At 72.3% G+C, this 18144-nt stretch carries 14 protein-coding genes; 7 read left to right on the top strand and 7 right to left on the bottom strand.

What is annotated here, in order from left to right; genetic code table 11:
- Positions 1 to 206: 206 nt before the first annotated feature.
- From AQJ27_RS13110 to AQJ27_RS13090, 5 genes are read left to right on the top strand one after another with little or no spacing between them, the layout of a single operon-like run.
- Positions 207 to 1745 carry an aldehyde dehydrogenase family protein gene (locus AQJ27_RS13110; RefSeq protein WP_067366798.1) on the top strand — a complete coding sequence of 513 codons (1539 nt, stop codon included), beginning with the start codon at positions 207 to 209 and terminating at the stop codon, positions 1743 to 1745.
- Between the two features lie 53 nt (positions 1746 to 1798).
- Positions 1799 to 3346, top strand: coding sequence for a GMC family oxidoreductase (locus AQJ27_RS13105; protein WP_067366795.1), 1548 nt, complete (start codon positions 1799 to 1801; stop codon positions 3344 to 3346).
- The gene (locus AQJ27_RS13100; protein ID WP_067366794.1) at positions 3346 to 4479 is read left to right on the top strand and encodes a quaternary amine ABC transporter ATP-binding protein; all 1134 of its coding nucleotides are present in this window, start codon (positions 3346 to 3348) and stop codon (positions 4477 to 4479) included. Before AQJ27_RS13105 ends, AQJ27_RS13100 begins: the two co-directional genes overlap by 1 nt.
- On the top strand, positions 4479 to 6437 hold the full coding sequence (locus tag AQJ27_RS13095) for an ABC transporter permease (RefSeq protein WP_067366791.1): 1959 nt from the start codon (positions 4479 to 4481) through the stop codon (positions 6435 to 6437). Before AQJ27_RS13100 ends, AQJ27_RS13095 begins: the two co-directional genes overlap by 1 nt.
- Before the next feature lies 1 nt (position 6438).
- Entirely contained in the window at positions 6439 to 7395 is a 957-nt protein-coding gene (locus tag AQJ27_RS13090; RefSeq protein WP_067366788.1) for an ABC transporter substrate-binding protein, read from the top strand.
- A gap of 44 nt (positions 7396 to 7439) precedes the next feature.
- Here the strand turns inward: AQJ27_RS13090 and AQJ27_RS13085 are convergent, their stop codons facing one another.
- On the bottom strand, positions 7440 to 7976 hold the full coding sequence (locus AQJ27_RS13085) for a carboxymuconolactone decarboxylase family protein (protein WP_079064948.1): 537 nt from the start codon (positions 7974 to 7976) through the stop codon (positions 7440 to 7442).
- A gap of 47 nt (positions 7977 to 8023) precedes the next feature.
- Between AQJ27_RS13085 and pdxR the strand changes: the two genes are divergently transcribed.
- Both pdxR and AQJ27_RS13075 read left to right on the top strand, forming a co-directional pair.
- Complete coding sequence (gene pdxR / locus AQJ27_RS13080; protein WP_235613769.1) at positions 8024 to 9511, top strand: MocR-like pyridoxine biosynthesis transcription factor PdxR; 1488 nt, start codon at positions 8024 to 8026, stop codon at positions 9509 to 9511.
- Positions 9504 to 9995, top strand: a complete 492-nt coding sequence (locus tag AQJ27_RS13075) for a carboxymuconolactone decarboxylase family protein (protein ID WP_067366785.1) — start codon at positions 9504 to 9506, stop codon at positions 9993 to 9995. Before pdxR ends, AQJ27_RS13075 begins: the two co-directional genes overlap by 8 nt.
- Before the next feature lie 93 nt (positions 9996 to 10088).
- On the opposite strand, the gene AQJ27_RS13070 is transcribed toward AQJ27_RS13075, so the two are convergent.
- Genes AQJ27_RS13070 through AQJ27_RS13045 form a run of 6 tightly spaced genes read right to left on the bottom strand, consistent with a single transcriptional unit; the run spans position 10089 to position 18115 of the window.
- Complete coding sequence (locus AQJ27_RS13070) at positions 10089 to 10895, bottom strand: aminotransferase class IV (RefSeq protein WP_067366783.1); 807 nt, start codon at positions 10893 to 10895, stop codon at positions 10089 to 10091.
- A gap of 18 nt (positions 10896 to 10913) precedes the next feature.
- Positions 10914 to 12113: an FAD-dependent monooxygenase gene (locus AQJ27_RS13065; RefSeq protein ID WP_067366780.1), complete on the bottom strand. Its 1200-nt coding sequence runs from the start codon at positions 12111 to 12113 to the stop codon at positions 10914 to 10916.
- Positions 12110 to 13681, bottom strand: coding sequence for a class I adenylate-forming enzyme family protein (locus tag AQJ27_RS13060; RefSeq protein ID WP_067366777.1), 1572 nt, complete (start codon positions 13679 to 13681; stop codon positions 12110 to 12112). Before AQJ27_RS13060 ends, AQJ27_RS13065 begins: the two co-directional genes overlap by 4 nt.
- 49 nt (positions 13682 to 13730) lie before the next feature.
- Positions 13731 to 15296, bottom strand: a complete 1566-nt coding sequence (locus AQJ27_RS13055; protein WP_067367835.1) for an AMP-binding protein — start codon at positions 15294 to 15296, stop codon at positions 13731 to 13733.
- A gap of 2 nt (positions 15297 to 15298) precedes the next feature.
- Positions 15299 to 17497, bottom strand: coding sequence for an aminodeoxychorismate synthase component I (gene pabB, locus AQJ27_RS13050; RefSeq protein ID WP_067366773.1), 2199 nt, complete (start codon positions 17495 to 17497; stop codon positions 15299 to 15301).
- Between the two features lie 30 nt (positions 17498 to 17527).
- Positions 17528 to 18115 carry a putative antibiotic biosynthesis monooxygenase gene (locus tag AQJ27_RS13045; protein WP_096240288.1) on the bottom strand — a complete coding sequence of 196 codons (588 nt, stop codon included), beginning with the start codon at positions 18113 to 18115 and terminating at the stop codon, positions 17528 to 17530.
- Between the last annotated feature and the right edge of the window lie 29 nt (positions 18116 to 18144).

Genomic DNA, 18144 nt, shown 5'->3' with positions numbered 1-18144 from the left:
CTCCGGGGTGCCGATCACTCTCAGCCTGGGTTTGGTGGTTTCTGGTCGCATTTCCGCTCATTTTTCAGTGACGCCGGGCACTTCTGGTCACTGGTTGTGCATGCATTCCGGGTCGAGGGGCAGGCGCTCCCGGTCCCCGAGAGTGACACGCGTGTGACACACGGGCACGCAGGGGCACGGAACAGGAACGGAAGGCAACACCGACCATGGCCGGACACCAAGCGCACCAGGCTCAGCAGGCACAACAGACCCTTCACGTGGGTGGGGAGTGGCGGGAGGCCGTCTCCCGTGCCACCCGCGAGATCCTCGATCCCGCGGATGCCAAGCCGTTCGCCGTGGTCGCGGAGGGTGACGAGCGCGACGCGGACGCTGCCGTCGCCGCCGCCCGCCACGCCTTCGACACGGGGGAGTGGCCCCGTACCCCGGTCGCCGAGCGGGCCGCGCTGCTGCGCCGCGTCGCCGACCTCCTCGTCCGCGACCGCGAGGAGCTGGGACTCCTGGAGAGCCGCGACGCGGGCAAGACCCTGGAGGAGGGGCGCATCGACATCGACTGTGTCGCGGACGCCTTCCGGTACTTCGCCGACCTCGTCGTGGGGGAGGGCGGCGGGCGGGTCGTCGACGCCGGTTCCGCCGACGTCCACAGCGTCGTCGTGCACGAGCCCGTCGGCGTCTGCGCGCTGATCACCCCCTGGAACTATCCGCTCCTGCAGGCCAGTTGGAAGATCGCGCCCGCCCTCGCCGCCGGCAACACCTTCGTGGTCAAGCCGAGCGAGATCACCCCGCTGACCACGATCGCGCTGATGCGACTGCTCGCCGAGGCCGGACTTCCCGCCGGGGTGGCCAACCTGGTGACCGGCCCGGGGCACACGGTGGGCGCCCGCCTCGCCGAGCACCCCGATGTCGACCTCGTCTCCTTCACCGGCGGCCTGGTCAGCGGCACGAAGGTGGCGCGGGCCGCCGCGGAGAGCGTCAAGAAGGTCGCCCTGGAGCTCGGCGGCAAGAACCCCAACGTCGTCTTCGCCGACGCCTGCGCCACGGACGAGGACTTCGACACCGCCGTCGACCAGGCGCTCAACGCCGCCTTCATCCACAGCGGCCAGGTCTGCTCGGCCGGATCCCGGCTCATCGTCGAGGAGTCCGTGCGCGAGCGCTTCGTCGCCGAACTCGCCCGCAGGGCCGGCAGGATCAGGCTCGGCCGCGGCACCGAGGACGGCGTCGAGTGCGGCCCCCTCGTGTCGGAGGGACAGCGCGAGAAGACCGAGGCGTACGTCGCCTCCGCGCTCGCGGAGGGCGCGGTGCTGCGGGCGGGCGGCCGGCGCCCCGAGCCGTCCGCCGAACGACCCGCCACCGGGTACTTCTACGAGCCGACCGTCCTCGACCAGTGCCACCGGGAGATGAAGGTGGTCCGCGAGGAGGTCTTCGGGCCCGTCCTGACCGTCGAGACCTTCCGCACCGAGGACGAGGCCGTCGCGCTCGCCAACGACACCGAGTACGGGCTCGCGGGCGCCGTCTGGACCACCGACGCGGGCCGCGCCCGCCGCGTCGCCGGACGCCTGCGGCACGGCACCGTCTGGATCAACGACTTCCACCCCTACCTCCCGCAGGCGGAGTGGGGCGGCTTCGGGAAGAGCGGCGTGGGGCGCGAACTGGGCCCGGCGGGCCTCGCCGAGTACCGCGAGACCAAGCACGTCTACCAGAACCTGGCGCCCAAGCCGGTCCGCTGGTTCGCGGGCCGACCCCAGTGACGTAACCCCACCACCCCACAGCGCACCTGCCCCTTGCACCCTGGAGCACCCCCATGCACGAAAGCACGCACGAGAACGCGTCCGAGAACACGTACGACTACGTCGTCATCGGCGGCGGCACGGCAGGCTCCGTCATCGCCTCCCGTCTCACCGAGAACGCCGACGTGACGGTCGCCGTCATCGAGGGCGGTCCCAGCGACGTCGGCCGTGAGGACGTCCTCACCCTGCGCCGCTGGATGGGCCTGCTCGGCGGCGAACTGGACTACGACTACCCGACCACCGTGCAGCCGCGCGGCAACTCGCACATCCGGCACAGCCGGGCCCGCGTCCTCGGCGGCTGTTCGTCCCACAACACGCTGATCGCGTTCAAGCCGCTGCCGTCCGACTGGGACGAGTGGGAGGAGGCGGGCGCCAAGGGCTGGGGCGCGGTGCCCATGGAGGCGTACTTCGCGCGACTCCTCAACAACATCGTCCCGGTCGACGAGAAGGACCGCAACGCCATCGCCCGCGACTTCGTCGACGCCGCCCAGGGCGCGCTGGGCGTGCCCCGCGTCGAGGGCTTCAACAAGAAGCCGTTCACCGAGGGCACCGGCTTCTTCGACCTCGCCTACCACCCCGAGAACAACAAGCGCTCCAGCGCGTCGGTCGCCTATCTCCACCCGGTGATGGACGAACGGCCCAACCTGACGCTGCTGCTGGAGACCTGGGCGTACCGGCTGGAGCTGGAGGGGACGCGCGCCACGGGCGTGCACGTACGCGCCAAGGACGGCACCGAGACCCTCGTACGGGCCCGGCGCGAGGTCCTGCTGTGCGCGGGCGCGGTCGACTCGCCGCGGCTGCTGCTGCACTCCGGGATCGGTCCCGCCCACGACCTGGCGGAGCTCGGCATACCCGTCGCCCACGACCTGCCCGGCGTCGGCGAGAACCTGCTCGACCACCCCGAGTCGGTCATCGTCTGGGAGACCAACGGGCCGATCCCGGAGAACTCGGCGATGGACTCCGACGCGGGCCTGTTCGTGCGCCGCGACCCCGAACAGGCGGGCCCCGACCTGATGTTCCACTTCTACCAGATCCCCTTCACGGACAACCCGGAGCGGCTGGGCTACGAACGCCCGGCGCACGGCGTCTCCATGACCCCCAACATCCCCAAACCGCGCAGCCGCGGCCGCCTCTACCTGACCAGCGCCGATCCATCGGTCAAGCCCGCCCTCGACTTCCGCTACTTCACGGACGAGGACGACTACGACGGCCGCACCCTCGTCGACGGCATCCGCATCGCCCGCCGGATCGCCCGCACCGAGCCGCTCGCCGGCTGGCTCAAGCGCGAGGTGTGCCCCGGGCCCGAGGTCACCGACGACGAGGAGCTGAGCGCGTACGCCCGTCAGGTCGCGCACACCGTCTACCACCCGGCGGGCACCTGCCGGATGGGCGCCACGGATGACCCGCTCGCCGTGGTCGACCCCGAGTTGAGGGTGCGTGGCCTCGACGGTCTGCGGATCGCCGACGCGTCCGTCTTCCCGACGATGCCCGCCGTGAACCCGATGATCGGAGTGCTCATGGTCGGGGAGAAATGCGCCGAGCTGATCGGGGGCGGTGCGTGATGAGTACGACCACCGGCACCCCCGCGAGTACCCCTGCCCGTACGCCCGCCGGTCCCCCCGGCTCCGCCGACGCCGTCTTCTCCGTCGACGGCCTGTGGAAGGTGTTCGGGCCGAAGGCCGAACGCGTCCCCGCCGACCCCGAACTCGCCGCCCTCGACCCCGCCGAACTCCGCTCCCGCACCGGCTGCACGGCCGCCGTCCGTGACGTGAGCTTCGACGTCCGCAAGGGCGAGGTCTTCGTCGTCATGGGGCTGTCCGGCTCCGGCAAGTCCACGCTGGTCCGCTGCCTCACCCGGCTGATCGAGCCGACCGCGGGCGCGATCGTCATCGACGGCGAGGACGTACGCGCCATGGACAAGAACCGGCTGCGGGAACTGCGCCGCCACCGCGCCGCGATGGTCTTCCAGCACTTCGGCCTGCTCCCGCACCGCTCGGTGCTCGACAACGTGGCGTACGGCCTGGAGATCCAGGGTGTCGGCAAGGCGGAGCGCCGCGAGAAGGCCGCCGAGGTCGTCGCCAAGGTCGGCCTGGAGGGCATGGAGCAGCGCAGGCCCGGCCAGCTGTCCGGCGGCCAGCAGCAGCGCGTCGGGCTCGCCCGCGCGCTCGCCGTCGACCCCGAAGTCCTCCTCTTCGACGAGCCGTTCAGCGCGCTCGACCCGCTGATCCGGCGCGACATGCAGGAGGAGGTCATCCGGCTGCATCACGACGAGGGCCGCACGATGGTCTTCATCACCCACGACCTCAACGAGGCGTTGCGCCTAGGCGACCGCATCGCGCTCATGCGCGACGGCCGTGTCGTCCAGCTCGGCACCCCCGAGGAGATCGTCGGCTCGCCCGCCGACGACTACGTCCGCGAGTTCGTCCGGGACGTACCGCGCGAACAGGTCATGACCGTCCGTACGGCCATGCGGGCCGCGTCCGCCGCGGAGGCCGCCCGGGGTCCGGCGCTCGCACCCGACGCGACCGTCTCCGAGGCCATCGAGGTGGTGGCCCGCTCGGGCGACCCCGCCCGCGTGATGGACCAGGGACGCTGCGTCGGCGTCGTGGACTCGGCGGCGCTGCTCGGCGTGGTGGCCGGAGCGGACACGCCCGCCGCCGGGGCGCCGGACGGCCCCCGTGGGGAGGCCGCCTGATGGCCACCGTCACCGCGACCGTCGGTCACTCCGGCGTCTCCGCGCTGCTCAAGAACCTCCGCGGGCACCGGGCCGTCGGCAAACTGCTGCTGCTCGCCGTCGTGGCGGCCGTGATCGTCCCGGTCCTCGACTCCCACTGGGCGAGCGGCAGCTGGCCGGGCGCCCTCACCGTCGATCTCTCCGCACCCCTCGGCCGGGCCAGCGAGTGGATCATCGACAACCGGGACAGCCACCCCCTGTTCCTGTACTTCTTCGGGTACGTCAGCAGCGCCGTCGTCCTCTCCGTGCGCGCCGTCTACGTGGTGCTGCTCGCGGCGGGCTGGGCCGGTGTGACAGCCGTCGCGGCACTCGTCGCCTGGCGCACCGCGGGCGTACGGCTCGCGCTCGGCACGGCCGCCGCGTTCCTCGCCTGCGGACTGCTCGGCATGTGGGTGCCGACCATGCAGACCCTCGCCCTCATGGTGGTCGCCGTCCTCGCGTCCGTCCTGCTGGGCGCGCTGCTCGGCCTCGCCGCCGGGCTCTCCGACCGCACCTACCGCGCGCTGCGCCCCGTCCTCGACACCATGCAGGTGCTCCCGGCGTTCGCGTACCTCCTGCCCGTCGTCCTCGTCTTCGGCATCGGCGTCCCCGCCGCCGTCCTCGCCACCGTCGTGTACGCCGCCCCGCCCATGGCCCGCCTCACCGCGCTCGGCCTGCGTGACGCCGACGCCGGGGTGATGGAGGCCGTCACCTCGCTCGGCGCCACCGCCCGCCAGCGCCTGCTGACCGCCCGCCTCCCGCTGGCCCGCAAGGAACTCCTCCTCGGCCTCAACCAGACGATCATGATGGCCCTGTCCATGGCGGTCATCGCCTCCGTGATCGGCGCGGGCGGCCTCGGCGACCGCGTCTACCAGGCCCTGGCCTCCGTCGACGTGGGCGCAGCCCTCGCCGCCGGCATCCCGATCGTGCTGCTCGCGGTCGTCCTGGACCGGGTGACGGGAGCGGCCGGGGAGCGCCTGGGCTCGGACTCCGGTGCGACGGCCGCCCGCTGGGTGTACGCGGCCGTGTCGGCCCTCGCCGTGGCGCTGGCCGGACACCTCACCGGGCGTCTCGACTGGCCCGCCTCCTGGACCCTCTCCATCGCCGAGCCCGTGAACCGCGTCGTCGACTGGATGACCAACCACCTCTACTCAGGCGTCCCCTACATCGGCGGCACCGCCGACTGGGCGGGCCACTTCACCACCTGGGTCCTGGACCCCGTCCGGGACGGCCTCCAATGGCTGCCCTGGTGGTCGGTCCTGCTGATCGTCGCCGCCCTCGCCTGGCTGATCGGCACCTGGCGCACCGCCCTCACCGCGGTCCTCGCGATGGCCGCGATCGGGGTGCTCGGCGTGTGGAAGCCGTCCCTGGACACGCTGTCGCAGGTCCTCGCCGCGGTCGCCGTGACCCTCGTGCTCGGCTTCGCGACCGGTATCGCGGCGGCGCGCAGCGAGCGCGTCGAGCGGCTGCTGCGGCCGGTCCTGGACGTCTTCCAGACGATGCCGCAGTTCGTCTACCTGATCCCGGTGGTGGCGCTGTTCGGCGTGGGCCGCGCGCCCGCCGTCGCCGCCGCGGTCGTCTACGCGCTGCCCGCCGTCGTCCGCATCACCACCCAGGGCCTGCGCGCCGTCGACCCGGCCGCGCTGGAGTCGGCCCGCTCGCTCGGCGCCACCGGCGCCCAGCAGCTGCGCCAGGTCCAGCTGCCGCTGGCCCGCCAGTCGCTGCTGCTCGCCGTCAACCAGGGCGTCGTGCTCGTCCTCGCCGTCGTCATCATCGGCGGTCTGGTCGGCGGTGGCGCGCTCGGCTACGACGTCGTGTTCGGCCTCGCGCAGGGCGACCTGGCGACCGGCCTCGTCGCCGGCGCGGCGATCGTCTGCCTCGGCCTGATGCTCGACCGGGTGACCCAGCCGACCGCGCGGACCACGAAGAAGGGAGCGTGACATGCGCCTACGTACGACTTCGGTGATGGCCGGCGCGGCCGCGCTGCTGACGCTGACCGGTTGCGGCGCCGTCGACATGACCAAGCAGGCCTCGCCCTTCGCGAACGCGCGGGGCGCCAAGAGCCTGACCCTCTCCGTCCAGTCCTGGGTGGGCGCGCAGGCCAACGTGGCCGTCGCGCAGTACCTGCTGGAGCACGAGCTCGGCTACCGCGTCGACACCGTCCAGGTCGACGAGGTCCCCGCGTGGGACGCGCTCAGCCAGGGCCGGGTCGACGCCATCCTGGAGGACTGGGGCCACCCCGACCAGGAGAAGCGGTACGTCGAGGACAAGAAGACGATCGCCCCCGGCGGGGACCTGGGCGTCACCGGGCACATCGGCTGGTACGTCCCGACGTACTTCGCCAAGCAGCACCCCGACGTGACCGACTGGAGGAACCTCGACAAGTACGCCGGCCAAATGCGTACCGCGGAGAGCGGCGGCAAGGGCCAGCTCATGGACGGCTCGCCCTCCTACGTCACCAACGACAAGGCCCTGGTGGCGAACCTGAAGCTGAACTACCAGGTGGTGTTCGCCGGTTCGGAGGCCGCGCAGATCACCCAGATGAAGCAGTTCGCCAAGGAGAAGAAGCCCTTCCTCACCTACTGGTACTCGCCCCAGTGGCTCTTCAAGAAGGTCCCGATGACGGAGGTGAAGCTGCCGCCGTACAAGGAGGGCTGCGACGCCGACGCGGCCAAGGTCGCCTGCGCCTACCCGCACACACCGCTCCAGAAGTACCTGAACGCCGACTTCGCGAAGAGCGGCGGCAAGGCGGCCGCCTTCCTGAAGAAGTTCAAGTGGACCACCGAGGACCAGAACGAGGTCTCCCTGATGATCGCGAACGACAAGCTGTCGGCGCAGGACGCGGCGAAGAAGTGGGTCGACAGCCACGCGTCGACATGGCGCGCGTGGCTGTCGTGACCCCGGCTACCGCGCGTACACCCCGCCCGGCGCGAAGCCCTCCGTCACTGGTGCCGGCCCGCCTCGTAGTGGCCCGGGACCATCCGCGTGCTCACGCCGAAGCGGTTCCACGCGTTGATCACCGTGATCGCGGCGATCAGCTGCGCCAGCTCGGCCTCCTCGAAGTGCTGAGCCGCCTTCTCGTACACCTCGTCCGGTACGAATCCGTCGGTGAGGACGGTGACGGCCTCGGTCAGCTCGATCGCCGCGAGTTCCTTCTCCGTGTAGAAGTGCTTCGACTCCTCCCAGGCGCTGAGCTGGATGATCCGCTGCACGCTCTCCCCGGCGGCCAGCGCGTCCTTGGTGTGCATGTCGAGGCAGAACGCGCAGTGGTTGAGCTGCGAGGCACGGATCTTCACCAGCTCGCGCAGCTTCGGCTCCAGCCCCTGCTGCGCGGCCGTCTCCAGCCGCAGCATGGCCTTGTAGACCTCGGGGGCGTGTTTGGCCCAGTGCAGGCGGGGGCTGTGCTCGGGGACGTACTCGGTGGCGGCCGTGGTGTCGGTCGTGGCGGTCGTCTCGGTGGTGGCGTCGTTCGTCGTCATGTTCTCGACCCTACGAGCGAAGCAGCCCAGGAGTATGGTCCATTTACATGGCGAAATCTTGGGCCACTTTCGGGGTCGACCTCCACGTCGAGCCGACCGGACCCGGTGTCCGCAGAGGTCTGACGGAAGCCCTCCGCGAGGCGGTCCGCAGCGGCCGCCTCGCGCCCGGCACCCGGCTGCCCTCCTCCCGCTCCCTCGCCGCCGACCTGGGCATCGCCCGCAACACGGTCGCGGAGGCGTACGCGGACCTGGTGGCGGAGGGCTGGCTCACCGCCCGCCAGGGTTCGGGCACGAGCGTCGCACGCCGCCCGGTGCAGGCCCCCTCCACCACCTCCGCACCCGGCCGCCGGACCCACGCCCGCCCGGCGTACGACCTGGTCCCCGGCACCCCCGACCTGTCCTCCTTCCCCCGCGCGGCCTGGCTGAAGGCCTCCCGCCGCGCCCTGACCGTCGCCCCGCACGAGGCCCTCGACTACGGCGACCCGCGCGGCCGGGTGGAACTGCGCACCGCCCTGGCCGGCTATCTGGCCCGCGCCCGGGGCGTCCGCACGGACCCGGAGCACATCGTCATCTGCTCCGGCTTCGTGCACGGCCTGATGCTGCTCGGCCAGGTGCTGCGCGGGCGGGGACTGAACTCGGTGGCCGTGGAGTCCTACGGGCTCGACGTCCACTGGCGGCTGCTGGAGCGGGCCGGGCTGCGGACGGTGCCGCTCGGATTCGACGAACTCGGCACGCGTACGGAGGAGTTGACGGCCGGCCCGCGGGGCGGGGGCGCGCCGGGAGGCGTACGGGCGGTGCTGATGACCCCCGCCCACCAGTTCCCGATGGGCGTACCACTGCACCCCGACCGGCGGGCGCAGGTGGTGGACTGGGCGCGGCGCGGCGATGGTCTGATCCTGGAGGACGACTACGACGGGGAGTTCCGCTACGACCGCCAGCCGGTCGGCGCCCTCCAGGGCCTCGACCCCGACCACGTGGTCCATCTGGGCACGGCCAGCAAGTCCCTGGCCCCCGGGCTGCGGCTGGGCTGGCTGGTGCTGCCGCCGTCGCTCGCCCCGGAGGTGATCGCGGCGAAGGGCGGGGTGGACTGGTCGTGCGGGGTGCTGGACCAGCTCACCCTGGCGGAGTTCATCACGTCGGGCGCCTACGACCGCCACATCCGCGCGTCCCGGCTGCGTTACCGGCGTCGCCGGGACGCCCTGGTGGCGCGGCTCGCCGGACAGGCCCCCGGGGTCCGGGCCACGGGCATCGCGGCGGGCCTGCACGTGGTGCTGCGCCTGCCGCCCGGCACCGAGCAGGAGACGCTGCGGGCGGCGGCCTGGCAGGGGCTCGCGGTGCACGGGCTCGACCGCTACCGCCACCCGGAGTCGCCCGCCGAGCGGACCGACGCGCTGGTGGTGGGGTACGGGACACCGCCGGACCACGGGTGGTCGGGGGCGCTGGACGCATTGTGCGCGGCACTGCCTTTCAACGGTGCTTTCCACGATGAGGGAGGCGGCGGTCTTTTTCGTGGAATAGAGTCGCGTCATGAGTAATAGTGAATCCCTGTCCCGTGTGGCCCTGAAGAAAATTACCCCCGAGGTGTCCGGCGCCATGGGCGCCCTGCACGGCGCCGCCGTTTCCGCGGCCCAGGACGCCAAGGTCGAACCGGAACTCCTGGAGCTGATCAGGATTCGCGCCTCGCAGCTCAACGGCTGCGCGTTCTGCCTCGACATGCACACCAAGGACGCCCGCGCCGGGGGCGAGACCGAGCAGCGGATCTACGCCCTGAACGCCTGGCGGGAGACCCCGTTCTTCACCGAACGGGAGCGTGCCGCACTGGCGTTGACCGAGGCCGTGACGCTGGTCCACGACGGACATGTGCCGGACGAGGTCTATGCCGAGGCGGCGGAGGTCTTCGACGAGGCCCAGCTCGCGGCGCTGATCTGGGCGGCCACCGTCATCAACGCGTACAACCGGATCGCGATCGCGACCCGTATGGTTCCGGGCGCCTATCAGCCCGTCCAGAGGAAAAGCTGAATTAGGGTACGAGAAGCAGCGCCGGGTCGAATTCTATTCGGCCCGGCGCTTTTTTTCCGGTGATTCCGTACGAAATCCAGTCGACTCCGGAATTCAGTCGACCGGCAGCGGCTCCATGATGTCGTCCAGCCAATTCCGCCATTCCGGGGCGCGTACCGCCGGCGCCGGGCTCATCGGGCGCGCCGTCCAGGCGGTCACCGGCCGGATCCCGTGCAGCGCGTTCACGAGCCACACCTCACGGCCGTCGAGCTCGGCCACGGTCCGTTCGCGGTGGGCGACACGGATCCCGGACCGGTGGGCCCGCTCCTGGATGAGGCCGGCCGTCACTCCGGCCAGGACGGGCAGCTGCGGCGAGGGCAGGCACAGGGTGTCGTCCTCCCACCACAGCACGCTGGCCGTGGCCGCCTCGAGCACCACACCGGAGGAGGCGATCAGCACCGCTTCTTCCGCGCCCTCCCCGGACGCCCGCCGCCTCACCCGGGCCAGGGTGTCAAGGTCGGGCCCCTTGCGGCGGGGGACGGTCCGTGGATCGCTCTGCCCCGCCGCCCAGACCCGTACGCCCGTGCCGAGCGGCGGCGCGTGCCGCAGCAGCAGTCGCAACTCCATGGAGCCCGACGCGAGTTCGACCCGGGGGAACCACTCCCCGGTGCGCGGCAGCGCGGCGGTCATGTCCCGCCAGAACGCGACGAGCCGGTCCAGCGGTGGGCCGCCGCAGTCGCCGCAGGCCCGCAGGAAGCGTTCCCGGTGCCGGTCGAAGCCGCGCATCCGGCCCTCGCGCAGCAGCCACGAGTCCGCGACGAGCAGCCGCCCGCCCGGCAACGTACCGGGGGCCGGACCGGAGGTCAGCCCACGGTCGGGCGACCACGCCAACAGCTCCTCCGCGATGGCCGGTTGTGTCACTGCGTACCCCTCTCGGTGTCAGTACTTGCGGCCCGCGACAGCGGGCGAACCGTTCCGTGGCCCGTACGGCGCGTGCTCCAGCCAGGAACCGCACCACGGCAGCACGGGCGCGAGCGCCGCCGCCGCCCGCTGTTTGACGCGGACGATCCGGCGGTGCGGTCGCAGATGGTCCAGCGCGCTGCCGGCGGCGGCGCTGTTGAACAGGGCCGCGGCCCGCCGGACCTCGGCGAACCCGGCGACAGCGGCGGCCGTCCCGTCGGCGATCGCCCGCGCGGCGGCCGCCGCGTCCGCGATCCCGCTGTTCATCCCGCGCGCGCCGAACGGCGGGAAGAGGTGAGCGGCCTCGCCGACGAGCAGCACCCGCCGGCGCGGGTCGCTGAACGAGGCGGCGACCTTGCGCAGGAAACGGTACGTCGACACCCACAGGATCCGCTCGGCGTACCCGTCGCCCACCACCGCGGGCAGCCATTCCCGTACGGCCTCCTCGGTCCCGTACGTCTCCTGCGTGTCGTCGTCCCGGCACTGCAGGTCGACCTGGAAGCCCCCGGTGAACGGCACCCGCATCACACTGCGGCCGCCCACCCCCGGGTGCTCGTAGTGGAAGACCCGTTCCAACGGCAGCTCGGCGCCCGGCAGGTCGGCGACGTCCACGACGACGTGGAAGCCGTCCGCGCGCGTCCCCTCCATCGGGATGCCCAGCTCGCCCCGGACCGCCGAGCGCGCCCCGTCGGCGGCGACGGCGTGCGTGCCGGTCCAGACGCGGCCGTCCTCGCCCGTGAGCACGACCTCCGTCGGTGCGACGCGCACCCCCGTCACCCGCGCCCCCCACGCGAACTCCACTCCGGCCGCCTCGCACGCGGTGCGCAGGAAACGCTCGGTGTCCACCTGACGCAGGCTGGTGAAGGGCGGCAGGCCGGGCGTGGACGGTGGCGGGAAGGTGCGGGCGTACACCTCGCGGCCCCGGTACAGGGTCCGTCGGGTGTGCCAGGTGCGCCCGTACGCCGTGATCTCGGCGGCCAGCCCCGGGCGCATCCCGTCGAGCAGCCGCAGGGTCTCCCGGTGCACGAACAGAGCCCGGCTGCCCGGGCGTTCGCGCTCCTCGGGGTCCGCCTCCAGGAGCACGACCGGCAGCCCGTGCGCCCGCAGCGCGAGCGCCGCCGACAGCCCGACGGGCCCGGCACCCACCACGAGGGCCGGTCGGCCGGGGGCGCCGCTCATGTGCGCGCGCCCTCGGCCAGCATGCGGGTGATCTCCACCCGCTTCACCTTCCAGGTCGCGGTCATCGGCAGCTCCTCGAAGCGCCACTGCCGGGGCTCGGCCAGGGGCGGCAGATCGGCCGTGGCCTCCCGCCAGCGCGCCGGGTCCAGCGGCTGTTCGCCCCGTACGCACACCACCGGCACCGGTTCCCGGTCCGCGCCGGGCACGATGACCACCTCACGCAGCTCCTCCAGCCGGTCCATCAGGGCGTCCTCGACCTCCAGACTGCTGTGCACCGAGTCGATCCGATCGATCTCACGGTCGATCAGATACAGCCCGCCCAGCCGGCCCTGGTACCCCATGTCGCCCATCTGCCACCAGCCGCCGCCGTCCAGCTGGCGCAGGTACTGCTCCCGGGCGCCGAGATAGGTGAGGATCCGCCCCCGGGTGCGGGCCTCGATGCGGCCGGGCGTGCCGGGCCTGGCCCGCCCGCCGGAGTCGTCCGTGACCCGGACCCGGGTGAAGCCGGGGATCCCGATCCCGACCCGGCGCCCGTCCGCGCGGGCGGCGCTGCGCCGGGTGAAGCACTGGAAGGCCACCGGACCCGTCTCGCTCTGCCCGTACAGCTGGATCAGCCAGGGCGTGCGCCGCTTCGAGGCGTCCAGCAGCCGCCGTACGGTGCGCGGATGGATCGCGTCGAACGTGGAGCCGTACGAGCGGACCCGGGACAGCGGTGCTCCGGGCGCGTCGGCCAGCTCCTCCCACAGCACGAAGGTGTTGGGGTGGGTCTCGACGATGCCGGGGCGGTGCCGGGTCAGCAGCGGTCCCACCCTGGCCGGGTCCGGGTCGGTGATGAGCACGAGCGGGCTGCCGAAGTGCAGCAGGACGCCGAGCAGATGGCAGAAGCGCGAGTGCACGAACGACATGTGCAGCGCGGCGGTCTCGCCGCGGGTGGGCCAGCCCATCGCCTTCTGCGGGACCAGCCGGTTCCACATGGTGTTCGCGCAGTGCACGGCGAGCTTGGGCAGGCCGGTGGTGCCCGAGCTGTGGGTGATCAGGGCGGGCTCGCGCGGATGCAGCCGGACGGGTGAAGGCGTCTGCGCCCCGGCGTACTTCTCCAGGGGTTCGGCCCCGGGCGCGTCGTCCACGGAGAGCGTCCGTCGTACGAGGGTGGAGAGGTCGACGTCCGCCAGCGGGCCTTCCAGCTTGGCTCTGTCGGTGATCAGCCAGGGTCGGTGGAGCCGTTCGAGGAGCCGGCCCACCACCGGGCCCGCGAGCGCGGGCGACAGGAGGACGGGAACGGCCCCGATACGGGAGACGGCGCAGGTCAGCAGGACGATGTCGACGTTGTCCGTCTTGTGGACGACCACCTCCTCCGAGGGCCGGACCCCGGCCTCCCACAGTCGTCCGGAGAGCTCCTCGACCACCTCGGCCAGCACCGGATAGCTGAGGTCGACCCCGAGGCCGGGACGGACGTCGAGCGGCCGGTCCAGGGTGACGAACACGGCTCCGTGGCGGTCCGCCGCGTGCCGGAACATCGGACCCAGGTAGAAACCGCGGTCGGCGAGCAGGGGCTGCTGCTGTCGCATGTGCCCGTTCCCTTCTGTCCTGTGGCAGTGGCAGTGGCTGTGCCTGTGGTCACCAGGCGCCCTGGCGGACGAGGTGGCGGCGGAGTTTTCCGGTCGAGGTGCGGGGCAGCGACGGGACGAAACTGATGGCTCGGGGGACCTTGAACGCGGCGAGGTGCTCGCGCGCCAGGCCCACGAGTTCGGTCTCGAGACCCGACGGCCCGGACAGTGCGGACAGGCCGGGCGGCAGGGGCGAGACGGGGACGACGAAGGCCCGCAGCCGGCTGAAGCCGCGCCAGTCGGTCATGGCCGCGACCGCGACCTCCTTCACCGCCGGGTGGGCCCGCAGCACGGCCTCCACCTCCAGCGGGGAGATGGTGATCCCGCCGACCATCTCCAGGTCGTCGGTGCGTCCCAGGTGCCGGTAGCTGCCGTCCGGCTCCCGGCGCGCCCGGTCGTGGGTGGCCAGCCAGCCGCCGACCAGGGTGCGTTCCGTCTCCTCGGGCCGGTTCAGATAGCCGGGCGTCAGCGTCGGCCCGCGCACCCAGAGTTCGCCCTCCGCGCCGTCCTCCACCGGCATACCGGCGCCGTCGCGCAGCTCCACCTCGAAGCCGGGGACCGGGCGCCCGACCGTGCCCGGGTGGTTGTGCTCGAAGCTGTTGGCGCAGAACGCGTGACCGGCCTCGGTGGAGCCGATCTGCTCCAGGACCGGCGCGGCCAGCAGATCGGCGACCTGCTTCTCGAGTCCCTCGGGCAGGCCCTCCCCGGCCGACACGGCGGCGCGTACGGAGGCGAAGCAGGTCGCGTGGCCGCTGCCCCGGTCGGCGACGAGGGCGGCGTACGCGGAGGGCACGGAGTAGAGCAGGGTGACCCGGTGCCGGGCGACGAGCTCGTCCACGGCGGCCGGGTTCGGACGCCGGTCCACCAGGACGGCGGAGGAGCCGGAGAAGAGCGGGAAGACGAAGGCGTTGCCGAAGCCGTACGCGAAGTACAGCTTCGACACCGACAGGGTGACGTCGTCCGGGGTGATCCGCAGCAGCCGCCGGCCGATGAGGTCGTAGTACGTCTTCGGGTCGCCGTGACAGTGCACGACACCCTTGGGCCGGCCCGTGGTGCCGGAGGTGTACTGGACGTAGAGCGGGGTGTGCGCGTCGACCGGGTGCGCGGCGGCCGGCTCGGCGTCGGCGGTGAGCGCCATCAGCTGATCGGCGCCGAGGCGCACACGGTCGGTGAAGCGGTCCTCCAGGCCCGGTCCGGTCACGCAGAGCACGGGCCTGGTGTCCTCGGCCATGAACGCGTGGTCGGCCGGGGGCAGTTCGGGGTTGACCAGGACCGCGACAGCGCCGAGCCGGGCGGTGGCGAGGAAGGCCGCCACCCAGGTGATGCCGTCGGGCAGCGCGAGCAGCACCCGGTCGCCCGCGCCCACGCCGTGCCCGCGGAGCACACCGGCCGCGCGGCCCGCGAGCTCGTGCACCTCGGCGTGCGTCCAGGCCCGGTGGCCCTGGTGGAAGGCGATCCGGTCGCCCCAGCCGCGCCGCTCGGCGAGCGCGGCGAGATGGGTGGCGAGGTTGCCGGGGGCGTCGGCGTCGGCGTGGGTGCCGGTCGGCGACCGCGGAGTCGGCGTGGACGTGGGGATCGTCACCGGGCGGGCTCCTCTACGGCGGTTCGGCGGGGGGTGTCCGCCCGACGGGCGCTCACCCCTGCCGGGGTGGCTTCCTGGTGCTCCCGCAGGGCCCGCATCTGTGCCGCCGTCTTCAGCAGCATCTCGTCGTACTCCGCGGCCGGATCGGAGTCGAGGACGATCGCGCCGCCCGCGCCCAGGTGCGTCAGCCCGTCCGCGAGTACGGCGGTACGGATGACGACGCTGAGGTCGGCGCCGCCGCTGCACCCCAGGTAGCCGAGGGCCCCGGAGTACACCCCGCGCGCCTCGGTCTCCAGCGTGTCGATGATCTCCATGGTGCGCAGCTTCGGCGCGCCGGTCATCGAGCCGCCGGGGAAGCAGGCGCGGACGCAGTCCACCGCGTCCGTGTCCGGGCGCAGCCGGCCCTCGACGGTGGAGACGAGCTGGTGCACGGTGGCGTAGGTCTCGGTGGCCATGAGCCGGGAGACGCGTACCGTCCCGGTCCGGCAGACCCGGCCCAGGTCGTTGCGGAGCAGGTCGACGATCATCAGGTTCTCGGCGCGGGTCTTGGCGTCGGCGGCGAGCGCGTCCCGCAGGCGTGTGTCCTCCTCCGGATTGCCGCCACGGGGCGCGGTGCCCTTGATGGGCCGGGCCTCGGCGACGCCGCCGCGGGTGATCCGCAGGAAGCGCTCGGGGGAGGCGCCCGCCACGTCGAGGTCGCCGAACCGCAGGAAGGCCGCGTACGGCGCCGGGTTGACGCGGCGCAGCACCCGGTAGAAGTCGTACGCGTCGGGCGGCGCGGGCAGCCGGGCGGCGTTGGTCAGACAGATCTCGTAGCTGGTGCCCGCGCGGAGTTCGCGCGCGCAGGCCTCGATGTCCGCGAGGTAGGTGGCCCGGTCGCGGACGAGCCACGGTTCGGCGGCGTCGAGGTCCGGCTCGGCCGACACGGGAGCGGGCGGTAACGGCTGCGGGTCGGGGCCGACGAAGGTGAGCTGGGCGAGTGCGCCGTCGAGCCAGTCGGTGGCGTCCCGGGTGGCCTGGGGGGTGTCCTCGGCCACACAGACGGCGTAGGTGAAGCCCTCCTGGTGGTCCACCGCGATCAGTCGGTCGGCGAACAGCCAGCAGGCGTCGGGGGTTTCGGACCGGTGGCGGTTGGGGGAGCCGCAGTCGGCCTTGGTCTCGTACCCGAAGTAGCCGACGTATCCGCCGGTGAAGTCGAAGGGCAGCCCGGTGGCGTCCACGTGGCGGTTCGCCAACTGCCGCTTGAGGTAGTCGAAGACGCTCGCCCGGACCTTGCGCGGCGGCCGGCCGGCCCGCTCGATCTCGCAGCGGCCGCTCGTGACGTCGTACCGGACGAACTCCGACAGCGGCCCGGAGCCGTCACCGAAGAACGAGAACCGTGACCGCCCCTCGTCGACCCGTGCGCTGTCCAGCCAGAACGCCCGCGGGGAGGCGGCGTACATGCGGGTGAAGGCGGCCTCCGCGTCGACGGCGGTGGCGATGCGGCGGGTGTGCAGCCGGTGGGCGGGGCGGACGGTCCGCGCGGGGCGGGAGGGCGCGGCCGGGGCGGGCATGGCCGCCGCGGACGGGGTGACCGCGGTGTTCTTCGTAGGGGTCTTGCGGGCGCGTTGCGCCGTCAGGTTGCGGAAGTTCACGAGCATCCGGTGGCCGTAGTCGGTCAGGACGGACTCCGGGTGGAACTGCACCCCCCACAGCGGCCGGGTGCGGTGCCGCAGTCCCATCAGGACGCCGTCCTCGGACCAGGCCGTGGCCTCCAGCGTCTCGGGCAGCGGCTCGCGCACGGACAGCGAGTGGTAGCGGACCGCGGTGAAGTGCTGCGGCAGCCCCTGGAACAGGTCCCGCTCGTCGTGCCGGATTCTCGACAGATGCCCGTGCCGGGGCTCCGGGGCGGGCAGCACCCGGCCATGCTCCCCGAGTGCGATGCCCTGGTGGCCCAGGCAGACACCGAGCACCGGGATCGTGGACTCCGCGAGCACTCTGGCGCTGATCCCGAAGTCACGGGATTCGGCCGGGTGTCCCGGGCCCGGCGACACCACCACATTGTCGAATTCCGAGAGATCCGGAGTTCTTCCGCCTGTTCCGTCGGGGGCGGCGTCGTTGAGGATCACCACCGGCTCCTCGCCGTTGACCTCGGCGATCAGCTGGAACAGGTTGTACGTGTACGAGTCGTAATTGTCGATGAGCAGGGTCTTCACCCGCCCACCTCCCTTTGATCGTTCTCTGGCCTACGCGGTCCGTCTTTTGTGGCGTCCGCGGAGCGCCTGGAGCGGTGGGTACAGCCATTTCTTGAAGAATCGCTGAAGGCGCGGCATGAGAATCCAGGTGACGAGGGCCGTCACACACAGACACAGCAGCAGCGTTCGGATGAGCGGATTGAGACCACCGAGATAAGGAATCACGAGCAGATTGAATAAGAGCACCGGTGGGAAAACCGCGCTCATATTCACGAACCAAAGCTTCCATTTCGCGGGCGGGAGCGGTGCGGCCGGCGGTTTCGGTGCGCCGGTCTGGGCGTCGAACCAGCTCTTGGAGCCCCGCGCGCTCCGTCGGCCCGTCTCCCGGGCGAACGGGTCCGCCCGGGTGGCCCACTGTGCCCGGATGACCGAGTCTTCCCAGGCCAGGGCCGACCCCTCGCTGTCGAAGCGGTAGACCATATGCCACTCCGCCTCTCCGTCGGCAAGTACACCACCCCCCAGGAAGCCCGGTTCGCGCGAGCTCGCCCGCAGCACGGCCCACCCCCAGGAGTGGAAGTCGGTCTCGCGGCCCGGGATCACGTGATACGCCACGGTGACGGTTACGGGATTCCTGGTCACGCCACCGAATACGGAAAGCGCGTACACCG

It is taken from the genome of Streptomyces olivochromogenes (assembly GCF_001514115.1).
In the GTDB taxonomy this organism is placed as follows: domain Bacteria; phylum Actinomycetota; class Actinomycetes; order Streptomycetales; family Streptomycetaceae; genus Streptomyces; species Streptomyces olivochromogenes.
This window is presented reverse-complemented; position numbering and strand designations above follow the sequence as displayed.

Excerpts from the sequence above, each read along its gene's own strand:
- AQJ27_RS13110 (WP_067366798.1), top strand. The coding sequence starts at position 207 with ATGGCCGGACACCAAGCGCACCAGGCTCAGCAGGCACAACAGACCCTT.
- AQJ27_RS13085 (WP_079064948.1), bottom strand. The coding sequence starts at position 7,976 with ATGACGACGAACGACGCCACCACCGAGACGACCGCCACGACCGACACC.
- AQJ27_RS13075 (WP_067366785.1), top strand. The coding sequence starts at position 9,504 with ATGAGTAATAGTGAATCCCTGTCCCGTGTGGCCCTGAAGAAAATTACC.
- pdxR (WP_235613769.1), top strand. The coding sequence starts at position 8,024 with ATGGCGAAATCTTGGGCCACTTTCGGGGTCGACCTCCACGTCGAGCCG.
- AQJ27_RS13065 (WP_067366780.1), bottom strand. The coding sequence starts at position 12,113 with ATGAGCGGCGCCCCCGGCCGACCGGCCCTCGTGGTGGGTGCCGGGCCC.
- AQJ27_RS13100 (WP_067366794.1), top strand. The coding sequence starts at position 3,346 with ATGAGTACGACCACCGGCACCCCCGCGAGTACCCCTGCCCGTACGCCC.
- AQJ27_RS13090 (WP_067366788.1), top strand. The coding sequence starts at position 6,439 with ATGCGCCTACGTACGACTTCGGTGATGGCCGGCGCGGCCGCGCTGCTG.
- AQJ27_RS13105 (WP_067366795.1), top strand. The coding sequence starts at position 1,799 with ATGCACGAAAGCACGCACGAGAACGCGTCCGAGAACACGTACGACTAC.
- AQJ27_RS13095 (WP_067366791.1), top strand. The coding sequence starts at position 4,479 with ATGGCCACCGTCACCGCGACCGTCGGTCACTCCGGCGTCTCCGCGCTG.
- AQJ27_RS13060 (WP_067366777.1), bottom strand. The coding sequence starts at position 13,681 with ATGCGACAGCAGCAGCCCCTGCTCGCCGACCGCGGTTTCTACCTGGGT.